This window comes from Nitrosomonas communis, assembly GCF_024102715.1.
Lineage (GTDB): Bacteria > Pseudomonadota > Gammaproteobacteria > Burkholderiales > Nitrosomonadaceae > Nitrosomonas > Nitrosomonas communis_B.
Genome location: NZ_JAGFJM010000126.1, coordinates 1 through 20,110 on the forward strand (window position 1 = coordinate 1; position 20,110 = coordinate 20,110).

22 protein-coding genes and 1 pseudogene are annotated in these 20,110 nt (G+C 40.1%); 20 read left to right on the plus strand and 3 right to left on the minus strand.

The window, feature by feature from the left end:
* Positions 1-812 precede the first annotated feature (812 nt).
* The 15 genes from rimP (at position 813) to J5I83_RS12360 (ending at position 14,832) form a co-directional block, all read left to right on the plus strand.
* On the plus strand, positions 813-1,244 hold the full coding sequence (rimP, locus tag J5I83_RS12290; protein WP_304056537.1) for a ribosome maturation factor RimP: 432 nt from the start codon (positions 813-815) through the stop codon (positions 1,242-1,244).
* Between the two features lie 32 nt (positions 1,245-1,276).
* Entirely contained in the window at positions 1,277-2,749 is a 1,473-nt protein-coding gene (nusA, locus tag J5I83_RS12295) for a transcription termination factor NusA (RefSeq protein WP_304056494.1), read from the plus strand.
* A 123-nt stretch (positions 2,750-2,872) separates the two neighbouring features.
* Entirely contained in the window at positions 2,873-5,461 is a 2,589-nt protein-coding gene (gene infB / locus J5I83_RS12300) for a translation initiation factor IF-2 (RefSeq protein ID WP_304056496.1), read from the plus strand.
* 18 nt (positions 5,462-5,479) lie between these two features.
* The gene (gene rbfA / locus J5I83_RS12305) at positions 5,480-5,833 is read left to right on the plus strand and encodes a 30S ribosome-binding factor RbfA (protein ID WP_304056499.1); all 354 of its coding nucleotides are present in this window, start codon (positions 5,480-5,482) and stop codon (positions 5,831-5,833) included.
* A gap of 227 nt (positions 5,834-6,060) precedes the next feature.
* Positions 6,061-6,954 carry a tRNA pseudouridine(55) synthase TruB gene (gene truB / locus J5I83_RS12310; protein ID WP_304056502.1) on the plus strand — a complete coding sequence of 298 codons (894 nt, stop codon included), beginning with the start codon at positions 6,061-6,063 and terminating at the stop codon, positions 6,952-6,954.
* Positions 6,955-7,125: 171 nt separating this feature from the next.
* Entirely contained in the window at positions 7,126-7,740 is a 615-nt protein-coding gene (gene ccmA / locus J5I83_RS12315; RefSeq protein WP_304056505.1) for a cytochrome c biogenesis heme-transporting ATPase CcmA, read from the plus strand.
* A gap of 1 nt (position 7,741) precedes the next feature.
* Positions 7,742-8,401, plus strand: a complete 660-nt coding sequence (gene ccmB / locus J5I83_RS12320; RefSeq protein ID WP_304056538.1) for a heme exporter protein CcmB — start codon at positions 7,742-7,744, stop codon at positions 8,399-8,401.
* Between the two features lie 33 nt (positions 8,402-8,434).
* Positions 8,435-9,184, plus strand: a complete 750-nt coding sequence (ccmC, locus tag J5I83_RS12325) for a heme ABC transporter permease CcmC (protein WP_304056508.1) — start codon at positions 8,435-8,437, stop codon at positions 9,182-9,184.
* The gene (ccmD, locus tag J5I83_RS12330; protein ID WP_304056510.1) at positions 9,181-9,363 is read left to right on the plus strand and encodes a heme exporter protein CcmD; all 183 of its coding nucleotides are present in this window, start codon (positions 9,181-9,183) and stop codon (positions 9,361-9,363) included. Before ccmC ends, ccmD begins: the two co-directional genes overlap by 4 nt.
* Positions 9,360-9,809, plus strand: coding sequence for a cytochrome c maturation protein CcmE (ccmE, locus tag J5I83_RS12335; RefSeq protein WP_304056512.1), 450 nt, complete (start codon positions 9,360-9,362; stop codon positions 9,807-9,809). Before ccmD ends, ccmE begins: the two co-directional genes overlap by 4 nt.
* A gap of 72 nt (positions 9,810-9,881) precedes the next feature.
* Positions 9,882-11,927 carry a heme lyase CcmF/NrfE family subunit gene (locus J5I83_RS12340; protein ID WP_304056515.1) on the plus strand — a complete coding sequence of 682 codons (2,046 nt, stop codon included), beginning with the start codon at positions 9,882-9,884 and terminating at the stop codon, positions 11,925-11,927.
* Entirely contained in the window at positions 11,924-12,448 is a 525-nt protein-coding gene (locus J5I83_RS12345) for a DsbE family thiol:disulfide interchange protein (protein ID WP_304056517.1), read from the plus strand. The genes J5I83_RS12340 and J5I83_RS12345 overlap by 4 nt, the downstream gene beginning before the upstream one ends.
* Before the next feature lie 5 nt (positions 12,449-12,453).
* Positions 12,454-12,984, plus strand: a complete 531-nt coding sequence (locus tag J5I83_RS12350) for a cytochrome c-type biogenesis protein (RefSeq protein WP_304056518.1) — start codon at positions 12,454-12,456, stop codon at positions 12,982-12,984.
* A 2-nt stretch (positions 12,985-12,986) separates the two neighbouring features.
* Entirely contained in the window at positions 12,987-14,324 is a 1,338-nt protein-coding gene (gene ccmI, locus J5I83_RS12355; RefSeq protein WP_304056519.1) for a c-type cytochrome biogenesis protein CcmI, read from the plus strand.
* 46 nt (positions 14,325-14,370) lie between these two features.
* A complete protein-coding gene (locus tag J5I83_RS12360) occupies positions 14,371-14,832 on the plus strand; it encodes a peroxiredoxin (protein WP_304056521.1) in 462 nt (153 codons plus the stop codon).
* A gap of 8 nt (positions 14,833-14,840) precedes the next feature.
* On the opposite strand, the gene J5I83_RS12365 is transcribed toward J5I83_RS12360, so the two are convergent.
* Positions 14,841-15,824, minus strand: a complete 984-nt coding sequence (locus tag J5I83_RS12365; protein ID WP_304056525.1) for a malate dehydrogenase — start codon at positions 15,822-15,824, stop codon at positions 14,841-14,843.
* 511 nt (positions 15,825-16,335) lie between these two features.
* Positions 16,336-16,650 carry a DUF1488 family protein gene (locus tag J5I83_RS12370; RefSeq protein WP_304056527.1) on the minus strand — a complete coding sequence of 105 codons (315 nt, stop codon included), beginning with the start codon at positions 16,648-16,650 and terminating at the stop codon, positions 16,336-16,338.
* 563 nt (positions 16,651-17,213) lie between these two features.
* Between J5I83_RS12370 and J5I83_RS14595 the strand changes: the two genes are divergently transcribed.
* The 5 genes from J5I83_RS14595 to J5I83_RS12390 all read left to right on the plus strand — a co-directional run bounded on the left by J5I83_RS14595 (position 17,214) and on the right by J5I83_RS12390 (position 19,472).
* Positions 17,214-17,390, plus strand: a complete 177-nt coding sequence (locus tag J5I83_RS14595) for a phage antirepressor N-terminal domain-containing protein (RefSeq protein WP_369683425.1) — start codon at positions 17,214-17,216, stop codon at positions 17,388-17,390.
* Entirely contained in the window at positions 17,314-17,634 is a 321-nt protein-coding gene (locus tag J5I83_RS12375; protein ID WP_304056529.1) for a hypothetical protein, read from the plus strand. The genes J5I83_RS14595 and J5I83_RS12375 overlap by 77 nt, the downstream gene beginning before the upstream one ends.
* Positions 17,631-17,954: a hypothetical protein gene (locus tag J5I83_RS12380; RefSeq protein WP_304056531.1), complete on the plus strand. Its 324-nt coding sequence runs from the start codon at positions 17,631-17,633 to the stop codon at positions 17,952-17,954. Before J5I83_RS12375 ends, J5I83_RS12380 begins: the two co-directional genes overlap by 4 nt.
* A gap of 560 nt (positions 17,955-18,514) precedes the next feature.
* A complete protein-coding gene (locus tag J5I83_RS12385; protein ID WP_304056534.1) occupies positions 18,515-18,874 on the plus strand; it encodes a Mor transcription activator family protein in 360 nt (119 codons plus the stop codon).
* Positions 18,875-18,905: 31 nt separating this feature from the next.
* Positions 18,906-19,472, plus strand: a complete 567-nt coding sequence (locus tag J5I83_RS12390) for a hypothetical protein (protein ID WP_304056536.1) — start codon at positions 18,906-18,908, stop codon at positions 19,470-19,472.
* A gap of 525 nt (positions 19,473-19,997) precedes the next feature.
* Here J5I83_RS12390 and J5I83_RS12395 read toward each other — a convergent pair.
* Positions 19,998-20,110 (minus strand): annotated as a pseudogene (locus J5I83_RS12395) (IS5/IS1182 family transposase); the annotation flags it as partial.

Genomic DNA, 20,110 nt, shown 5'->3' on the forward strand with positions numbered 1-20,110 from the left:
TGCGCTGATTCTAAATCGGCAATTTCTTGTGCAGTGAGCCGGTAACGTGATGACATATCAAAATTCTAATATATTCATAGCTATGCTGCACTAACTTAAACCAATTTTTGACTCACGAGAAGTATAAGTGGGCGTGAATGATTGAGTCAGCCGAAGGTGTGCTCGACTATCCGGCAACGACGGGATAGCTGCTCAGGAACCGCAGTGCATTTCACGCTTTGACTATCCATCAGGTATTTGTGGCGTCCACATTTTTCTCGCAACTGTGAACGCAATAAATGATGAAGTGGCTTCTATGCTCCATTATGTGTTCAGTAGAGAAATAGTAGTAAACTGCGCCCCAAGTCGAGAACTCACGGAGCAATTGCCGCCATTGACAACCTGCTTTTATAAACCATACGGATTGCATTTATTATCCGGCGCAGGCTTAACTCTCTCAGTCTTCCCGCTGCCGGCACTGGCAAGTGTAGTTTCAGGCAATACCATGCTCCACTGCCCACTGCTTAGATTACTCAAATAACGCTTTTTCCACTTTTTTGCCAATTCATAAAATTAGTGATGCTAACAGTAAAAAAAATCGTCACATGAACATTAGCATTCAGAATTTACAAATAATTTCTAAGAAATGGATTATTGTCAACTTTAATGAATATTGGTGGTTAGTGATTAAAGAATAAGGAATATAGGCTATCGGTAACATATTGGAATTATTATCATAAAATAAAATTCTATTTTGTTAGCAATTGATTATTGTTATAATAAACCTAATTTTGGTGGGCTTATTCAGCCCATTTTTTATTTGTGGCGAAGCTATGGCGTTGTACGAATTACTAGATTCAATTTTGGTGGGAATGGGTTATGAATTAATAGAGGTAGAACAATCAGCACCTGGTAAATTACTAAGAATATTTGTGGATAAAAAGGACGGTGGTATTACTATTGACGATTGTGTCGCGATTAGTAACCATCTCAATAGATTATTAACGGTAGAAGGTATAGATTATAGTCGACTCGAGATATCTTCACCGGGCTTGGATAGACCTCTGAAGAAAGAAAGTGATTTTATTCGTTTTGCAGGGAAATCAATAAAAATTAAATTGCGTATAGCACTGCAAGGCCAAAAAAACTATATTGGAATCATACGAGAAATCAATGATGGGATATTGGGGCTAGAAGTTGAAGGGAGAGTGCTGCATATTGAGTTAGATAATTTAGAAAAAGCTCGGTTGATTCCGGAACTATAACTATAGGTACATAAAAAATTGGCTGGAGGAATATGAGCCGCGAGATTTTGCTATTAGTGGATGCCTTAGCACATGAAAAAAATGTTGATAAAGCGATCGTTTTTACTGCCTTAGAAATGGCGCTTGCGTCTGCTACCAAGAAACATTTTCATGAAGATATTGATGTGCAGGTTGTAATCGAGCGGGAGACTGGAAATTATCGATGTTTTCGTAGCAGGTTGGTTGTTGCAGATGATGCTATAGAGAATCCTGCGCGGCAAATCTCTTTGAGTGAAGCATTACAGTATGATGCTGATATTAAATTGGGTGAGCACATAGAAGAGCCTTTGAAGGCGATAGAATTTGATCGTATTGGTGCTCAAGCTGCTAAACAAGTAATCTTTCAAAGAATCCGTGATGCAGAACGTGAACAAAATCTGAGTGATTTTCTTGAACGTAAAGAATATTTAGTTGCTGGCACGATAAAGCGAATGGAACGCGGTAATGCTGTTGTAGAATCAGGAAGAATTGAGGCAATCTTGCCGCGCGATCAAATGATTCCGAAGGAAAATCTAAGGGTTGGAGATCGTGTTCGTGCGTATCTACTCAGAGTTGACCGTTCAACAAGAGGGCCTCAGTTAGTACTGTCGCGCACTTCTCCAGAATTCTTGATCAAACTATTTCAATTGGAAGTGCCCGAGATCGAAGAAGGATTACTCGAAATCAAGGTAGCAGCGAGAGATCCAGGTTCTCGCGCTAAAATAGCAGTCAAATCAACCGATCAGCGTATTGATCCAATTGGGACCTGTGTGGGTATGCGTGGCTCCCGAGTGCAGGCTGTTATAAGCGAGTTGGCGGGGGAGCGAATTGATATTATATTGTGGTCGGAAGATCCTGCTACTTTTGTCATTAATGCGTTAGCGCCTGCTGAAATTAGCAGCATTATGGTTGATGAAGACAAACATAGTATGGATATTGTCGTTGATGAAGAAAATCTCGCGCAAGCAATTGGTCGTGGCGGACAAAATGTCCGACTTGCTTCAGAATTAACCGGCTGGGATCTCAATATCATGACAGTCGAGGAATCTAAGCAAAAGAACGAGGAAGAAACATCTATTATTTGTAAGCTCTTTATGGAAAAACTTGATGTGGACGAAGAAGTGGCTAACATTCTAGTAGAGGAAGGTTTTTCCACCTTAGAAGAGATCGCTTATGTACCACTCAATGAGATGCTTGAAATAGAAACACTCGATAAAGAGACAATTAATGAATTACGTAATCGAGCACGTAACGCTCTTCTAACCGATGCAATTGCTACCGAAGAAAAGTTTGAACATGCATCTGAAGGATTGCTTTCACTGGAAGGTATGGATATTCAGTTAGTTCATGAGTTGGCAGCTAATGGGATTAAAACACAAGAAGAGCTTGCTGATCTGGCCGCAGACGATTTAGTTGAAATGACGGGTATTGATATTGAGCGCGCGAACAAGCTTATTATAAAAGCACGAGAACCATGGTTTAGTTAAATATAGACTTGTCGATTGTTTTGAGCTTGAAATTTAAATTATCAACACCAATAGAAATAAAAGTAAGAGCTAAAATTAAAGCTCTTGTTCGTGAAATGAATTTAGGGTGAACAAAGGTTGCTGATGACTCAAATGACTGTAGAAAAATTTGCCAATGAGCTGGATATGTTGCCAGAAGCGTTACTTGAGCAGCTTCTGGCTGCGGGCGTCAAGAAGCAGTCGATAGGGGATATTTTAACAGAAAAAGATAAAGCGCAATTGCTTGATTATCTTCGTAAAGTACATGGATCGATTGAATCAAAAAAGAAGATCACGTTGACTCGTCGGCAAACTACTGAAATACGACAATCGGATGGGGCTGGTAAAGCTCGAACTATTGAAGTCAAAGTCCGAAAAAAACGTGTACTTGCAAAACCTTCCGAGCAAGATGTTGAAAAAGAGGAACTTATCGAAGTTACAGACACTTTGGTTCCTGTTACTGAACCATCGCCAATGCGCAAGCCAATAATTGATGCAGCACAACAAGCATTACGTGAGCAAGAGGCATTAAAACAAGCTGAATTAATTGCCCGTCAAGCAGCGGAACTCAAAGAAAAACAGGAAAAAAGAAAAAATATCATTGCTGAAGCAAAAAAAGAGCCAAAAAAAGAAGAGATTACTCCACCTGCTCCAGAAGAAATACCAGCTCAAATAACTGTATCCCCACCAAAGCAAGTATCAACAGAAGGAACGCTGCACAAGCCTGCCGTTAAACCTGAAGATAAAACTGAAAAAAAGAAAAAACAAGTTAAACAGGAAGAGCTATGGAAGGACGAAGTCGGGAAGAAACGTGAAGCTAAAATACGCGGTGATTTGTCAGTAAATCAAGGTTGGCGAGTTCGTAAAGATAAACAACATAGCAAATCAAATTTAACAGAAACGCAAATACAGCACGGTTTTTCTGCACCAACTGAGCCAGTTGTGCATGAAGTTCTTGTGCCTGAAACTATCTCTGTTGCAGCACTTGCGCAGAAAATATCAGTAAAAGCTGCTGAAGTTATCAAAGTGCTAATGAAAATGGGTAGCATGGTAACGATCAACCAGATGCTCGATCAAGATACTGCCATGATCGTAGTTGAAGAAATGGGTCATATTGCAAAATATGCACCGCCTGATAATCCCGAATCATTTCTTGAAGAAATTAAGGCGCCAGTTTCTGAATCAGAGATGGAACCTCGTGCGCCAGTAGTGACAGTTATGGGGCATGTCGATCACGGAAAAACGTCTCTATTGGACTATATTCGTAGAACGCGCGTGGCAGGTGGAGAGGCTGGGGGAATTACACAACATATTGGTGCTTATCATGTCGAAACCGCGCATGGCATGATTACCTTTCTGGATACACCAGGCCATGAAGCATTCACTGCTATGCGTGCACGCGGTGCAAAAATAACTGATCTTGTCATTCTAGTTGTGGCGGCTGATGACGGTGTAATGCCGCAAACTATAGAAGCTATTCATCACGCTAAAGCAGCAAATATTCCTATTGTAGTTGCCGTTACTAAAATAGATAAGCCTGAGGCAAATTTTGAGCGTATTAAGCAAGAGCTTGCAAATCATGGAGTGGTATCTGAAGATTGGGGGGGAGATACCATGTTTGTAGGTGTTTCAGCTAAAACGGGTCAAGGCATTGATGAGCTTCTTGAAAGCATTTTATTACAAGCAGAGGTTTTAGAACTTAAAGCAGTGAAAAATGCACCTGCTAAGGGGGTGGTCATTGAATCACGTTTAGATAAAGGGCGCGGCCCGGTTGCAACCATATTAGTACAGTCCGGCACATTAAAACGCGGCGATGTGTTATTGACTGGCGCTGTATTTGGAAGAGTAAGGGCCATGCTGGATGAAAAAGGTAATTCAGTTGAACAAGCAGGGACATCCATACCAGTAGAAATTCAAGGATTATCTGAGGTACCAGATGCAGGTGAAACGGTGATAGCTTTAGAAGATGAACGTAAAGCACGTGAAATTGCACTGTTTCGTCAGGGTAAATTCCGTGATGTAAAACTTGATAAACGACAAGTTGCAAAGATGGAGGATGTTTTTGGTCAGAGGGAAGATATCAAAATACTCAATCTTATTGTGAAGGCAGATGTTCAGGGTTCATGTGAAGCGTTGTCCTACGCTTTGCAAAAGCTTGCTACTGATGAAGTAAAAATCAATATTATTCACAGCGGTGTCGGTGCAATTATTGAATCTGATATTAATTTAGCGCTTGCATCTAAAGCTGTCGTAATTGGTTTTAACACTCGTGCTGATGTCAGTGCTCGCAAATTGATATCTTCGACAGGAGTGGATGTACGCTATTACAATGTAATTTATGATGCGGTTGATGAGATTAAGAAGGCGCTTTCTGGCATGATGATGCCAGAACGGAAAGAAAATATTCTTGGTTTAGTCGATATTCGTGAGATATACCGAATTCCTAAAGTAGGCACTGTAGCTGGTTGCTATGTGCTTGATGGTATGGTGAGACGAGATTCTCTTGTGCGAGTGCTGCGTGATGGCGTCGTAATTCATAGTTGTGGCCTTGATTCATTGAAGCGCTTCAAAGAAGATGTGAAAGAGGTGAAAGCTGGGTTTGAGTGTGGACTTTCACTTAAAAATTTCAATGATATCCAAGTTGGCGATCAATTAGAAGTATACGAAATTATTGAAACAGCACGTACTTTATAACACTCAAAAGTGAATGTAATGTCGAAAGATTACTCTCGCACGCTGCGTGTTGCTGATCAAATACAGCGTGAATTAGCTGATATGCTTAAAACTGAAGTTAAAGATCCACGAGTAGGAATAATTACGATAACAGGTGTAGAGGTAACGCGTGATTATGCATATGCCAAGATTTTTTATACTGCTCTCAATGATAAAGAAGAAAATGCTGCTATTGAGGCAGGTTTAAAACACGCAAGTGGATTTCTACGTAGCCAGCTATCAAGTAGAATGAGATTAAGAGTAATCCCTCAACTTCATTTTATTTATGATGAATCTGTTGAACGTGGCGTATATCTTTCACGATTAATCGATAAAGCAATTAGAAAAACTTAGTAAATATTCTTCTAAGCAATATTTCCTCCTTTCATATCTTTTTAAGATGGTATAACTAACTAGAGTATAAAAATAGTTTATTCAATTAACATTATCATATTGTTTGTAAGCATTTGTAATCGAAGGATGATTAATACGCAAGCAAAAAATACGTAAATCTATCTTACACAAGCTTACTTTCAAGGTTTAGGAAAATCAAACTTATCAAACGCAATATTAATGGTGTTTTGTTACTTAACAAACCATCTGGCTTAACATCCAATCATTCGTTACAAATTATCAAGCGTTTCTTTGGTGCTACAAAGGCGGGCCATACCGGCACGCTTGATCCAATGGCTACTGGTTTATTACCTATCTGTTTAGGGGAAGCCACAAAATTCTCGGCTATGTTACTGAATGCAGATAAAATCTATCATGCTACATTAAAACTTGGTTATATCAGCACAACTGGCGATGCAGATGGAAAAATAATAGCAACAGAACACGCGAAGTTAAGTAAGGATGATTTGAGCTTGTCACGTATAAAAGATGTTTTTCAAGCCTTTACAGGACGAATCAAACAAACGCCCCCTATGTTTAGTGCGCTGAAATTTAACGGAAGACCACTGTATCAATATGCGCGAGAGGGTGAGGAGATTGAAAGAAAAGCTCGTGAAATTATCATCTATGACTTACGTTTAGACTCATGGAGCGGCAATGAGATGACTATCATGGTCCACTGTGGAACAGGAACCTATATACGTACTTTAGCTGAAGATATAGGTAAAGCGCTGGGTTTTGGTGGCGCATACCTTACAAGTTTATGTCGCCATCAAATTGGGAGCTTTAATTTGCATCAGGCTTATGGAATTGATCATTTCCAGGGTACTTGGTCTGCACAACATGATACATGTTTATATACCGTAGATAGTCTGCTTCAAGATTTTCCATCCATTACGCTCAATGAAACAGAATCTTTATTTTTATTGCAAGGACAGCATATCAATAATAAAAATGAGCTTGTGTTAACTTCAGGAACTAAAATTAGGTTATATCACAGTAATGGATTATTCCTTGGACTGGGAGAAATCACAGCAACTGGGGCAGTAGCGCCCAAGAGATTAATATCGCAGAAAATATAAAAAACTATTTTGGAAAAACATCATTTTCTGCAGACAAAATGAAATCAATACGATCGATAAAAATAAAATTAAAAATGATTCAATCATTTCCCGAGCATTTTTTTCTATAACAACAAAGTGTCAAAGGTATTTCAGTACGTTATAATGCTGAGTTTTAATTAATTGCTAACCATGTTGCAAGGCAGCAATCTAGAATGTATTCGTGGTGATCGCGTATTATTCAGTGGCATTAATTTTTCTATTAAACCTGGCGAATTAATGCAGGTGCGTGGCCCTAACGGTAGCGGCAAAACGAGTTTATTAAGAATGTTATGCGGTTTGGCTGTTCCAAATTCAGGAGAAATACGTTGGAATAGTTCTAATATCCGGTCTCTTGGTGAAGATTATTTTAATATTGTTACATATTTAGGTCATTTAAGTGGCGTAAAGGATGATTTGACTGCCATTGAAAATCTGCGAATTACAAGCGCGCTTGCAGGAATAGAAATTGATGAAAAGAAAGCTAGCAAGGTTTTACAGGAAATGGGATTGGAGGGACGTGAGACATTGTTAGCGAAAGTATTATCACAAGGTCAGAAGCGGCGAGTAGCATTAGCACGTTTGCTGTTAGCACGCACTAAGTTGTGGATATTAGATGAACCGTTAACAGCGTTGGATATTTCTGCAATTGAATTAATTAAAAAGATATTAGAGCAATATTTGGCTCAGGGTGGTATGGTGATACTGACAACGCATCAGGAAATTGATATTGCCGCCACAGCGACGCATCAATTATACCTTTCTTAATATGCTGATCTGGATAATTCGACGTGATTTATTGTTAGCCATGCGTCGACAGGCTGATGTATTAACTACACTATTTTTTTTTATTATCGTAGTAAGCCTGTTCCCATTGGGTGTGGGACCAGAAATGAATACACTTCGAATCATGGCGCCTGGAGTTGTATGGGTGGCGGCATTATTAGCGTCAATGCTTTCGCTTGGACGCATATTCTCCACTGATTATTTGGATGGAACTTTGGAACAAATATTGCTTTCTCCAACATCCTTATCTTTATTAGTGCTAGGAAAGATGTTTTCACATTGGTTAGTTACAGGAGTTCCACTGGTATTGATGGCACCAGTATTGGGAATTCAATATGATTTACCTGCAAATGCGCTTTTCGTACTGACCTTATCATTATTATTAGGCACTCCAATCTTGAGTTTAATTGGTGCTATAGGTGCTGCGCTGACTTTAGGATTAAGAGGTGGTGGTGTACTAGTTTCATTGCTCGTATTACCCCTCTATATCCCTGTACTTATTTTTGGAGCAGGTGCAGTAGAAGCCAGCATTGCCGGCCTAGGATTTGAAGCACATTTTTCATTACTTGGTGCTTTCTTGCTCGTATCATTAGTTTTTGCTCCTTGGACAACAGCGGCCTCTCTCAGGATCTCTGTGGGGTAGCATTTAGTTAAAATTTACATACATGAATTAGATATGTCGATAAATTGGTATAAGTATGCTTCGCCGGCAAGCTTTTATTTTCTTGCAGGCAAAATGATTCCGTATTTTTCTATTGTAGCCGTGATATTGCTTTTAGTTGGTCTCTATATTGGTTTTTTTGTAGCGCCAACTGATTTTCAACAAGGTGAAGCATATCGTATTATTTTTATTCACGTACCAGCTGCCTGGATGTCCATGTTCTTATATTTAGTTATGGCATTTTGGTCCGGGATTGGACTTGCTTTTAATACACGTCTTTCATCAATGGTTGCTACCGCTATTGCGCCAACAGGAGCAATGTTCACCTTTATCGCATTATGGACAGGGGCCTGGTGGGGAAAGCCAATGTGGGGGGCATGGTGGGTGTGGGATGCACGACTAACCTCTGAATTAATTTTACTATTCCTTTATATTGGGTTTATGTCACTGCAGGCAGCTATTGATGATCCGCGACGTGCAGATAGGGCTGGTGCAATTATTGCATTAGTAGGTGTAGTGAATATTCCTATTATTTATTTTTCTGTTCAATGGTGGAATACTTTGCACCAAGGCGCATCGGTAAGTGTTACTCAATCACCCAAGATGGCTGCAAGCATGCTTGCCGGAATGCTGATCATGGCGTTTGCCGCATGGATGTATTCTATTGCCATGATACTGATGCGAACACGGGCCATCATATTGGAGCGTGAGCGTCATACTGCATGGGTTGCCGAATTAAAAGGAGTTACAGGAGTTACTCGATGAGCTGGAATAGTTGGGCAGAGTTTTTCTCAATGGGGGGATATGGACTCTATGTTTGGGGTTCATATCTGGTGTCGTTTGCTTGTATAGCTGGTGAAATTTGGCTGATATTAAATCGTCGCAGAACTTTGCAAAAGTATCTTGGTCTCAAAGACGAATCAACTACAAGAGAGGAAAAATGAAACCGCGTCATAAAAAAATAGCGATTATTGCCTCAAGCGTCACAGCGTTAACTGTTGCAGCTATTTTGGTATTGAATGTTTTCCAGAGTAATCTGGTTTTTTTCTTTAGCCCTAGCCAAATTGCAGCTAATGAAGCGCCTGTTGGAAAAAGTTTTAGAATTGGTGGCATTGTAGAAGAGGGTAGTTTAAAACGCCAAGGCAATAGCACCACAGTTAGCTTTGCAGTAACCGATACTGCTGAAGCAATACAAGTTGTATACACTGGGATACTTCCCGATTTATTCAAGGAAGGTAAGGGAGTGGTAGCGCAAGGAAAAATATCAAATGACGGTGTTTTTTATGCAGACGAAGTTCTTGCCAAGCATGATGAAAATTACATGCCACCTGAAGCTGCAAGTGCACTAGAACAAGCAGCTAAGGCTCAAAAGACGACATTAACTCAATAAAAAAGTTCTTACAGAAAAGAGATTAGGTTTTTTAATCTTAGATAATTATTTTTTAGGGATTGCATTTCAATCATGATTCCAGAACTTGGTAATTTTGCGCTAATTCTTGCTATGTTGTTAGCTTTAATTCAAGGCACCTTGCCTATTATCGGTGCAGCTCGCGGTATTCCTTCATGGATCGCCTTGGCTCGTCCGGTTGTACAAGGTCAATTTGTATTTATTGCTATCTCCTTTGGTTGTTTAGCCTATTCCTTTGTTAGCAATGATTTTTCAGTACATAACGTTGCTTCTCACTCTAACTCCGAATTACCACTTCATTTCCGATTTGCTGCTACCTGGGGATCGCATGAGGGGTCGTTGTTGCTATGGGTATTGCTACTAGCAGGATGGTCTGTTGCTGTTAGTGTATTCAGTCGTCAACTGCCAGACGATATGGTCGCCAGAGTTTTGGGTGTACTGGGTCTGGTTAGTGTAGGATTTTTATTGTTTTTGCTAATTACTTCCAATCCATTTGATCGTCTTCTGCCAGCGGCTATCGAAGGTAACGATTTGAATCCCTTGCTTCAGGATCCAGGGATGGTAATGCATCCACCCATGCTGTATATGGGATATGTTGGTTTCTCAGTAGCATTTGCTTTTGCCATAGCAGCCCTCCTAAGCGGTCAGCTAGATGCAGCCTGGGCACGCTGGTCTCGCCCGTGGACAACAGCAGCGTGGGTATTTCTGACTATCGGTATAATGATTGGCAGCTGGTGGGCTTACTATGAATTAGGTTGGGGCGGCTGGTGGTTTTGGGATCCAGTTGAAAATGCTTCCTTTATGCCTTGGCTGGTTGGCACCGCTCTTGTTCACTCTTTGGCTGTCACAGAAAAGCGTGGCAGCTTCAAAAGCTGGACTGTATTGCTGGCAATAATCGCATTTTCATTGAGCTTGCTCGGTACATTCTTAGTTCGTTCTGGCGTACTTACTTCAGTTCATGCGTTTGCCACAGATCCGGCACGCGGGATATTTATCTTAGTTTATTTAGTTGCAATAGTGGGTTTTTCCTTAACACTATTTGCTTGGCGCGCACCAAAAGTGGGTTTAGGAGGAAACTTTCAATTAGTTTCACGCGAATCTATGCTACTTATAAATAATGTACTTCTGCTGGTTGCAGCTGGTAGCGTTATGCTAGGCACACTCTATCCGTTATTGATTGATGCTTTGGATCTTGGAAAGATATCTGTTGGGCCGCCATATTTTGAGGCTGTATTTGTACCGTTAATGGCGCCAGCTATTTTCCTGATAGGAGTAGGGCCTGTTGCGCGATGGAAACAGGCGAACTTACCATCTTTAACTATCCGTTTACGCTGGGCTTTTGCTGTAAGTTTAATCAGCGCATTAATAACACCATTTTTCATGAGTGAAGAATGGAAACCTCTCGTCAGCTTTGGTTTATTGTTAGCTTTCTGGATCATCACCAGCATTTTTATAAATATTAAACATCGCTTACAAAATAGTGGGGAAAGTGGATTATTTACAAAATTATCCAGACAACCTCGTAGTTACTACGGAATGCACTGCGCACATTTAGGTATAGCTGTTTTTATAATCGGCGTAACACTTGTCAATAGCTATGAAACTGAAAAAGATGTTCGTATGGAAATCGGTAATACTGTTTCTATCGGCGGGTATACGTTCAGATTTAATGGAACATCGAATATTCCTGGACCCAATTACAAAGCAATTCAGGGCGATATTGATGTTTTAAAAAATGATAAATATATTCGGAAGCTGCATCCGGAAAAAAGAACTTACAATGCATCAGGTATGGTTATGACCGAAGCAGCCATCGATGCGGGTTTATTCCGTGATCTATACATTGCGTTAGGTGAGCCATTAGATAACAACGCCTGGGTTGTCCGTGTTTATCACAAGCCTTTTGTAAACTGGATATGGTTAGGATGTGTACTCATGGCATTAGGTGGAATTTTAGCTATTACAGATCGCCGTTATCGTTACGCTATTCGTAAAAAAGACAAAACTGAACTCACCACAGAAACAATTGTTGAAAGCAATACAGAGATAAACTCTACAAATACAGAACCAGTCATTATTGCAGAGGGAAGAAAGGTATGATTCGCTTCTTGCTACCCCTTGCTGTTTTTGTTGTTCTGGTTGTATTTCTTGGAATTGGTCTGACATTGAATCCTCGTCAGGTACCATCTCCTCTGATAGATAAACCAGCACCTGTTTTCCAGTTACATCATTTGCATGATCCGGACAAAACTATGATGTCTAAGGATAATCTGGGCAAAGTATGGATGCTGAATGTCTGGGCTTCCTGGTGTGTGGCCTGCCGTGATGAGCATCCTTTGCTCGTACAACTAGCCAAGACAGGAATAGTGCCAATATACGGACTCAATTACAAAGATGAACGTGATACTGCTTTACAGTGGCTTAAACAATATGGTGACCCTTATACGGTCAGTATTGTTGATTCCGATGGCAAGGTAGGTATTGATTATGGTGTCTATGGTGTTCCTGAAACATATATTATTGATAAGCAGGGAATTATTCGCCACAAACATATTGGACCTGTAACGGTAAAATCACTGGAAGACAAGATTCTTCCATTGATAAGAGAGTTGCAAGGATAAATTCAATGTATAAATTTAAAGCTATAAATACTTTTGCCTTACGGCAATGTGTTGATCAATTTTTTAAATCTATAAAACAGTTAACTATTATTTTTTATGTGACTTTGTTGCCATTAACTAGTTTTGCTAATGAAGCATTACCGGTTGCTGAGGATCCAGTATTGGAGAAACGCTTAGTTGAACTGTCAGAGAATCTGCGTTGTTTGGTATGTCAAAATGAATCACTGGCTGGTTCTCGCGCTGATTTTGCTATTGATTTGAGACGTGAAATTCGAGAGCAAATGAAAGCCAATAAAAGTAACGAAGAAATTATAGATTTTTTGGTTGCCCGCTATGGCGACTTTGTTCTTTACAACCCACCATTCAAAGCGACCACGGTATTATTGTGGTTTGGCCCGCTTATTTTATTTATAGGTGCAACGACAGCCTTAATCGTCTATTTAAGGCGCCGCCGTACACAAATAGATGATATCCCACTATCAGAAAGCCAGCGTTTAAAGGCTGAAGCTTTAATAGAAAAAATTAATAAGGAATAGGTATGACTTCGTTCTGGGTTGTAGCAGGTATTTTTATTGTTGCTGCGTTGATGTTTGTAATTCCAACCTTGCTGAGAAATAGGCAGGATAAGACGGCATTATTAGAGCGTGAAGCTGCGAATATTGCAATTTATCGTGACCAGCTTGCTGAATTGGATAATGATTTGCGGAATGATATTTTATCCAAGGAACAGTATGATAAAAGTAAGCAGGAATTACATAAAAGAATGCTGCAAGACTTGGCGATATCATCCAGAAATCCCGCAACTCATTCTATTGTAAAGGGCCGTGGAATTATTACAACAGCTGTTGTTATTTTGGCAATTCCACTTACTGCAATATCGCTATATATGCTTTTGGGCGATACACGCGGATTACTACCGCAATCACAGCTAGCCAGTGTAACGCAATCCCACTCACAAGATATGGCAGGAATGCCGCCTAGTCACACTGAAATTAAATCGGTGGTAGATAACTTGATTGCTCGGCTTAAGGAAAATCCAGCGGATATTGAAGGCTGGGTCATGCTGGGCAGAACTTACGCAATCATGGGGCAATTTAATGAAGCAAGTGCAACGTATGCCAAATTAATTGAAATGATACCTGATAGTGCACAATTGCTAAGTGATTATGCAGACGTACTTGCAATGACAAACAATGGGAGTTTAGTTGGTAAGCCAGCAGAATTAATTAATAAGGCACTCGAAATTGATCCAGATTATCCAAAGGCACTTGCATTAGCTGGCACTATTGAATTTGAACAAAAAAATTATGAGCAAGCTGCAACTTTCTGGGAAAAATTGTTGCGTGTCATTCCATCTGATTCACAATTGGCTAAATCAGTAAGTGATAGCATTGCCGAGGCAAAATCTTTAGCTACGAAAGGGGAAGAGCGTGCCAATCCAATGCAATTAGCACAAAACTCAAATGTAGGTACAGACTTACCTGCAGAAACAAAACAGCAATCGCTATCTGATAAATCAGATAGCACCAAAGCTACTAATATCACGGGTATTGTTACATTGAGTCCTACTCTGGTCGACAAAGTATCACAAAATGATACTTTGTTTGTTTTCGCACGAGCCAAAACCGGACCTAAAATGCCATTGGCGATTTTAAGGTTGACTGCCAAAGATCTACCTGCAACTTTCTCACTGGATGATAATATGGCTATGACACCAACTATGAAAATGTCGAGCTTCCCGGAAATAGTTATAGGCGCCAGGATAACGAAATCAGGACAAGCTGTATCGGCCAGTGGCGATCTGGAAGGCTTCAGTCAACCTGTGAAAATTGGCGACAAAGATGTTGCAATAGTGATAGATCAAATAATTCCCTAGTTACCACATCTTAAATTACAACGTTAATTTATGCCACATTACTGTTATGATACTTAAACCTGCTCCAGACTTTGAGCTTAAGACTACTGGTGAGAAAATATTTCATCTGTCAGAACAGCTGGGAAAAAATATAGTGATTTATTTTTATCCTAAAGACAATACGCCAGGCTGTACAGATGAAAGTCTACAATTTCGCGATCTATATACTGAATTTCAGAATGTTAATTGTATAATTGTTGGGATCTCAAGAGATAGCATAAAATCTCATGAAAATTTTAAGGAAAAACTATTACTACCTTTTGATTTACTTAGTGATGCCGATGAATCTGTATGTGAACTTTACGGTGTTATTAAAATGAAAAATATGTATGGCAAACAAGTACGTGGCATAGAACGCAGTACCTTTGCCATCGATACAAACGGAATAATACGAAAAGAGTGGCGTGGTGTTAAGGTACCTAATCATGCTGAGGAAGTTCTTTCTTTTATTAAAGAATTAAAGAGATGAAATAGATTTTATATCAACAAATGTTTAATTGAATTTTTTTCTTCTAGAAGCTCTTTGTATGTTGTAAGCATTTTTGTTTTAGAAATTTCACTTATTTCTAATTCTTGAACTATCGTATATACACCATTCCGGCATGTAACGGGAAAGCCATAGATTACGCCCTCGGGAATTCCATAACTTCCATCAGAAGGAATTCCCATTGATACCCAGTCATTCTCTTTTGTCCCAATTATCCAGTCATGTACATGGTTAATAATTGCATTAGCAGCGCTAGCTGCACTCGATAATCCTCTTGCTTCAATTATTGCGGCCCCTCGTTTCTGCACAGTAGGAATAAAATAATCCTCTATCCAAGTCGGATCATCTATAAGATTTATGACTTTCTTATCATCAATTTCTGCATGACTAAGATCGGGATATTGAGTAGAAGAATGATTACCCCAAATAATCATTTTTCTAATTTTAAATATGGGTTCACCTAATTTTGTCGCCACTTGATACAGTGCACGGTTATGATCGAGTCTAAGCATAGCGGTAAAATTGCTTAAAGGGAGATCTGGGGCATTTCGCATTGCAATATAAGCATTGGTATTGGCTGGATTGCCAACAATCAATACTTTCACATCACGTTTGGCAACTTTATTTAGTGCTTTACCTTGAACGCTGAATATTTCTGCGTTTGCTGTGAGCAGATCTTTGCGCTCCATTCCTTTAGACCGAGGGCGAGCGCCAACTAGAATGGCAATATCTACCATGTTGAAAGCAATTAATGGATCAGTGGTTGTGATGACTTTTCTTAGAAGTGGAAAAGCGCAGTCGTATAACTCCATTACTACACCATCAAGGATATGCTGGGACTCAGCAATATCAAGCAAATGGAGAATAATGGGTTGATCATCACCAAGCATATCGCCAGCTGCAATTCGGAATAACAAGTTATAGCCAATTTGACCGGCTGCACCTGTGACTGCTATGCAAACAGGAGGTTTCATCATTCTTTAATTTATCAAAGGATATTATCACTCATCATAAAAAACTACGAATGTATATAACAAGCATATTTACCTATTATACTAGGAGTCTATCTTTCTTTCTCTCTGATTTAGAGTAATATATTTATCATACATAAAATTTTGACATTCAGGTGCTAGCAAGTATACATAAGTACATAATTCTGCTTTATAAGCAGCTGGTGTTGTGAAAAAAGCTTCGCAAGTACTTTTAAAAATTGAAAAACTTTCATAGCAGCGACCATTGATCAACTGAGATCGATAATAACGCGCATTATCACGAAATGACTGGACTAACACAAACCTGCTTACAAACTGCAAATGGTGGTGGTTCAGCCAAAGCCCTTGGACTATACACTCAACCGCTGATCAAGTCTGATTTCGTTACGCAGGAAGTGGGCATCTACCGATTCGTGTCTGGGTATTGGCTACACTCTGTTCCTCACTTGCCGTGCTTACGCATATTAGTGTCAATTGGTCTTGCAATATCTTTCTAAAGGCGATAGTAACGGGCTAACTCAGAAGTAATCAGATAAAGACCATTAACATATACAGTTCCATCTTTAATAAGTTTTACTGCAACTGTATGAATACGGTCAGCATGTTTTTTATAAGCATGCATGGCAATTTCGCGCGAGTTCTCAGCTGTTTTAAAATAATCATTAATTACCCGCTGAGTAATGCCACAATAAAACTGCAGCGAACCACAAGAAGCAACAAACATTATAATGCTATCAGGCGTGCAATTAGGCGAAGCCCATTCCGGATCAGAAAATTTCCAATCAGAATACAGAATTGTTTCATTCATGTCTTTAAGCAATTTTTATTCTCGTTTAAGAAATATCGGAAAAAGTGCAGTATGCTTAAACACAATTTAAAATTAGAAAAGACGAGATGAGTATTCTGAAAATCTGCCGGCTACTTTTCTATACTTCAATTTTCTATTTAATATTAGGCTTAAGGATGTATCACCATCACGGCTTAGACATCAACATCCAAGCTTGAAGCGGTTAAACGAACTTACAAAATACCTAAGGAATCTTTCAAGCTGTATGAATCGGCTTCAATTCATACCAAATCAACAAAAACCGTACCTATAAAGTTATGGTTTTCATTAGCCGTACTAATTATTGCGCCCATACTCCTGTATTGGTCATTAGAGCGCGTTATGGCAAGAGTAGAGCCACAAGAAAAACAACTTATAGAAAATCAAAAGAAGAAAAATGAAGAATAAAAACCAGCAGCAACACCCCTTAATAATCACCACCATCAGCAAAATCTTACTACGCCGGTTCGTATCACATATAAGGTCGTATCTGATAAGGTAGACTGGTCAAAAGCCTCCAGCTGCATATCGAGCAGAAATATATCATGACATGCCTGCCATTACGGAAACTCGCTGCATGGCTCATGGCCATTCATCCTCACAAAGTAGGGCCAAAACTGCGCGGGAAACTCTGCATTTATCAAAATGAATGCGAAGAATCCTTATGGCAATACTGGATACAAGGCCGAACTTATACAGAAAGCGAGGTGGAGCATGGATAAAAACAGCATTATCGATATTCAATGCAAAGCAAGCTGGCTCAGCTCATTAGCGCTTGCGGCTAACGTTATTCTCTCAGGGGATAAGCCGACCAATGAAAACCGTTTCCAAAATATCGTACTGGATCTGATGGATGCTATGGTCTTTATTGCTGATGAAATCGAAAATATCGCAGCAGCAGAGATCGAAGAGCGGGAGGTAAGAAATTTTAACTCTTTGGATAGGGAGCAAGAGGACAAAGCATGAGTAATAATGATCATCAAACCGATAACATCGTTCACGTTAAGTATCCTCCTGAAAATATCCCCGGCACGCCAGAAAGCTACCATAAAATAGCAAGAGACTTTGAGTATGCCAGTAATGCGCTATGTTCATTGGGTGAGCTGATGATAGGAATAAGATACGATGATCTGAAGGAACATACCGTGGAGGGATTGGGTTATTTGCTAAATATGTTAGGTAACAATTTGATGACGACCAGCTCTGAAGCGTCAGAAATTGCCTTTAAGGCGAGAGAACAAAAAGATGCAGAACAGAACAATCAGGCTCATCATAAAAAGTGTTAAAACAAATCTGGAATAGAGTATAAAATTTAAAAACGGGTGAGCTGTGGAAATGCGGAGTCCACAGGCTTGAGTGCAAGCGCACTGATGGATGGAGGGATGTCCGGCCTCCCACCCGTTGTTGTTAAAAGGAGCAAAGCCGGTTGTTTCCAATGGGAATGGTTGGGGGCTATGCCGCCATGATCCGGTTCGAATCCGGCACCGGTTTTGTTCCTTCCAATTTTTGAAGTAATTGTATTACACTAGCAATAAGCGGGTGTGACACGGTGATATTCCCCCGGCCGTAGCACGGCAGCAATGCCGGAGCGATATGTGGGGTTGCCGGGAAACCGGAGCGGGGGGCCCCACCACCCGCACCTTTTGTTCAAGCAATGAAAATACGCAACCAACCATTTTATGCAGCCCCGTAGAAGGTAAGTGGTAGCCGCATGGAGTTGATTGCGTACTCTCAATCTATACTGATTTCAGTCAATCTTTATGGCTGAACTATATCCTCCTTAAGTTAAATTCAGCAGCAGGGCAATATAGGGAAGTGTTTCCTCTTTTTGTTCCAGTTTGCTGATATGTCCATAAAAAATAATTCTACCGCGCAAGAAATCTTAAACCTCATTGGTGATGAAGCCTTTACCCGGCTATGCATGGTATTTGGCGGTACACGCCTGCCGATAGCAGACAGTGAACGATCACGCCAGCGCCTGGGTGTCGTTGTCGGGGAAATCTTGGCAGAAAAGATCATTCATCACTACCGAGGTGAAGCCTTGGATATCCCCAAGCTATCAAGCCTGGAGGTGGCAAAGCGCCGCCAGGCAATCATCAATGATCTAGCTGGTGGCATGAGTACAAAAACCGCAGCCATCAAATATGACATGACCCAACGTAGCATCAGAATGATTGTTAACGATCATATAGAACACACTGAATAGATAACCGCATTAACCATATCAGGAGTCCTCAATGGAAAAATTAATCAAAGTTCATCAGCAAGCAAAACAGAAACAAGCGGATGCCATCGATGAATTGAACAATCTGCAAGTACGTGAAAATGAATTGAAAGAAAAGATGCGCATGTTTGCTACTCATGTGAATAGCGCTGAACAACAGGTCTCTAAAGCGTTAACCAAAGAGAGCCTGGAGAAAGCTCGGGACAGTGTTGAAAAGGCTCGAAAAAATGAAAGTGATATGAAAATCTTGCTTAAAAATATCGAGCGAGCAATTAATGATATCAAGTCAAAGCTACCAGAATTGCATAATGAGGTTTACCTGGCTGAAGTAGATATCTGGACAACCCAGAAAGGGCAACTGATCCAGGAAATAAGGGCGCATTCCACCATCCTGCAACTCATCATGAAAGCCTATGTAGCTTACTGGCAGACGGGCTACCGGTGGAAATTAGAGCATTTCATCCGCGAAGAAATCATGAATGCTGATTTTCGTATTGACCCGGAAGTTCTGGCTCAATTGAAAGATGAAATGACAAAACAAATCTGGCCAGAGCCTGATACTCAAATCTTAAGCCAGTAATCAAATCAAGGTTTCATCAATCATAAGCGACGGAATTTCTTTGCTGAGATAGGCAAACCATAAGTAAAAAAAGGCTTATGATTGATTGTGAGCAACTCCATGGTGCTCACTCTCCACTCCCTATATGGTTTGCCTTGGATCATGATGCATATTCCGGGAAGCGATATGCTGCCATGTGCTCGGAATCGTCCACAGTCATGCAGGGAAGCATGGTTGCCCCCGATTCTGATTTTTTAACGCTTCAATAAAAATTTGCACGTTATTTGGTACAAATTGTTTGTCTGCCGTTAATCAATCACGCGCGAAGCGATACTGTTTGAATATTTCTCATCGTTGTGATATGAATGTCGCTTGATTTAACGCATGTTTAACGCAGGTATCAGATAGCTACCCTTATCATCCTATTCATATATCCATAAAAACGCTTAAAACGCTTTTTTCTGAGCTGGCATTCCATCACTATATAGCTGCAAATAGGTAAGAGAATAAATCAAGAATAAAAACCTTCTCGACTAGATAGTGTCGTCACGAGACTTTGAGCCATAGTGCGAGACAACGAATCTGGACGATGGCGATGAATGAAGAGAGGTTCTTGGCATAGCGGGTGGCAATACCACGCCATTGTTTGAGCGCAAGAA

Bases quoted from the DNA above. Each gene is read 5' to 3' on its own strand.
- nusA (WP_304056494.1), top strand. From the start codon at position 1,277: ATGAGCCGCGAGATTTTGCTATTAGTGGATGCCTTAGCACATGAAAAA.
- J5I83_RS12345 (WP_304056517.1), top strand. From the start codon at position 11,924: ATGATTCGCTTCTTGCTACCCCTTGCTGTTTTTGTTGTTCTGGTTGTA.
- ccmI (WP_304056519.1), top strand. From the start codon at position 12,987: ATGACTTCGTTCTGGGTTGTAGCAGGTATTTTTATTGTTGCTGCGTTG.
- ccmA (WP_304056505.1), top strand. From the start codon at position 7,126: ATGTTGCAAGGCAGCAATCTAGAATGTATTCGTGGTGATCGCGTATTA.
- infB (WP_304056496.1), top strand. From the start codon at position 2,873: ATGACTCAAATGACTGTAGAAAAATTTGCCAATGAGCTGGATATGTTG.
- J5I83_RS12375 (WP_304056529.1), top strand. From the start codon at position 17,314: ATGAATGCGAAGAATCCTTATGGCAATACTGGATACAAGGCCGAACTT.
- J5I83_RS12390 (WP_304056536.1), top strand. From the start codon at position 18,906: ATGGAAAAATTAATCAAAGTTCATCAGCAAGCAAAACAGAAACAAGCG.
- ccmD (WP_304056510.1), top strand. From the start codon at position 9,181: ATGAGCTGGAATAGTTGGGCAGAGTTTTTCTCAATGGGGGGATATGGA.
- J5I83_RS12385 (WP_304056534.1), top strand. From the start codon at position 18,515: ATGTCCATAAAAAATAATTCTACCGCGCAAGAAATCTTAAACCTCATT.
- ccmB (WP_304056538.1), top strand. From the start codon at position 7,742: ATGCTGATCTGGATAATTCGACGTGATTTATTGTTAGCCATGCGTCGA.
- J5I83_RS12340 (WP_304056515.1), top strand. From the start codon at position 9,882: ATGATTCCAGAACTTGGTAATTTTGCGCTAATTCTTGCTATGTTGTTA.
- rbfA (WP_304056499.1), top strand. From the start codon at position 5,480: ATGTCGAAAGATTACTCTCGCACGCTGCGTGTTGCTGATCAAATACAG.
- J5I83_RS12370 (WP_304056527.1), bottom strand. From the start codon at position 16,650: ATGAATGAAACAATTCTGTATTCTGATTGGAAATTTTCTGATCCGGAA.
- J5I83_RS12380 (WP_304056531.1), top strand. From the start codon at position 17,631: ATGAGTAATAATGATCATCAAACCGATAACATCGTTCACGTTAAGTAT.
- J5I83_RS12365 (WP_304056525.1), bottom strand. From the start codon at position 15,824: ATGAAACCTCCTGTTTGCATAGCAGTCACAGGTGCAGCCGGTCAAATT.
- J5I83_RS12360 (WP_304056521.1), top strand. From the start codon at position 14,371: ATGATACTTAAACCTGCTCCAGACTTTGAGCTTAAGACTACTGGTGAG.
- J5I83_RS12350 (WP_304056518.1), top strand. From the start codon at position 12,454: ATGTATAAATTTAAAGCTATAAATACTTTTGCCTTACGGCAATGTGTT.
- J5I83_RS14595 (WP_369683425.1), top strand. From the start codon at position 17,214: ATGACATGCCTGCCATTACGGAAACTCGCTGCATGGCTCATGGCCATT.
- ccmE (WP_304056512.1), top strand. From the start codon at position 9,360: ATGAAACCGCGTCATAAAAAAATAGCGATTATTGCCTCAAGCGTCACA.
- rimP (WP_304056537.1), top strand. From the start codon at position 813: ATGGCGTTGTACGAATTACTAGATTCAATTTTGGTGGGAATGGGTTAT.
- ccmC (WP_304056508.1), top strand. From the start codon at position 8,435: ATGTCGATAAATTGGTATAAGTATGCTTCGCCGGCAAGCTTTTATTTT.